General features: G+C 66.9%; 1 protein-coding gene. It reads right to left on the bottom strand.

From position 1 onward, the window contains the following. Positions 1 to 70 precede the first annotated feature (70 nt). The coding region (arcC, locus tag DW892_RS10265; protein ID WP_070097146.1) for a carbamate kinase at positions 71 to 1015 on the bottom strand (945 nt) is incomplete at its 5' end.

Here is a 1015-nt window from a genome sequence, read left to right as displayed (position 1 = left end):
GGGCTCATGAAGAGAGGCTAGTTTGTGGGCGCTTTGCCTGGCGCCCACGGGAGAGGCAACGGAGTAGGGACTACTCGTGGATGCGGGTACCGGAGAGGCCGGCCATGGTCTCGGCGGCCTTGTCCAGGGCGCCGATGATGCAGGTGCGGCCCTTGCGGGAGCGGGCGAACTTGATGGCGGCGCGGACCTTGGGCTCCATGGAGCCCTTGCCGAACTGACCCTCGTCGGCCAGACGCTCGGCCTCGTCGGCGGTGAGGTCCTCGAGCTCCTCCTGGTTGGGCTTGCCAAAGTTGATGGCGACGTGCTCGACGGCGGTCAGCAGGAACAGGACGTCGGCGTCGCAGTCCTCGGCCAGCAGCTCGCCGCCCAGGTCCTTGTCGATGACGGCGGGAACGCCCTTGTAGCAGCCCTTGTTCTCGTAGTCGCGGACGACGGGGATGCCGCCGCCACCGCAGGCGATGACGATGAACTCGTTGTCGAGCAGGTTGAGGATGGAGTCGGCCTCGACGATCTTCTTGGGATCGGGGGAGGCGACGACGCGACGCCAGCCGCGGCCGGAATCCTCGACGAAGACCTTGGAGGGATCCTCGGCCATGAACTCCTTGGCCTGCTCCTCGGTGTAGAAGGGGCCGATCGGCTTGGTCGGGTTCTTGAACGCGGGATCGTCGGGATCGCACTCGATCTGGGTGACGACGGTGGCGGCGTGCCAACGCTTGTAGCGCTTGTGCATCTCGCGGCCGATGCCCTGCTGCAGGTGGTAGCCGATGTAGCCCTGGGACATGGCGCCGCACTCGGGCAGCGGCATCTCGGGGGTGCCGATGGCGTCGTGGGCGGCGGCGAAGGCGTTCTGGATCATGCCGACCTGCGGGCCGTTGCCGTGGGTGATGATGATCTCGTTGCCCTGCTCGATGAGACCGAGGAGAGCGTGGGCGGTGTTGCTCACGGCCTCGATCTGCTCGACGGGGTTGTTGCCGAGGGCGTTGCCGCCGAGGGCGACGACGATGCGATCGGGCTT

Origin of the sequence: Collinsella sp. AM40-7AC, assembly GCF_003468125.1 — a bacterium.
In the GTDB taxonomy this organism is placed as follows: Bacteria; Actinomycetota; Coriobacteriia; order Coriobacteriales; family Coriobacteriaceae; genus Collinsella; species Collinsella aerofaciens_O.
This window is presented reverse-complemented; position numbering and strand designations above follow the sequence as displayed.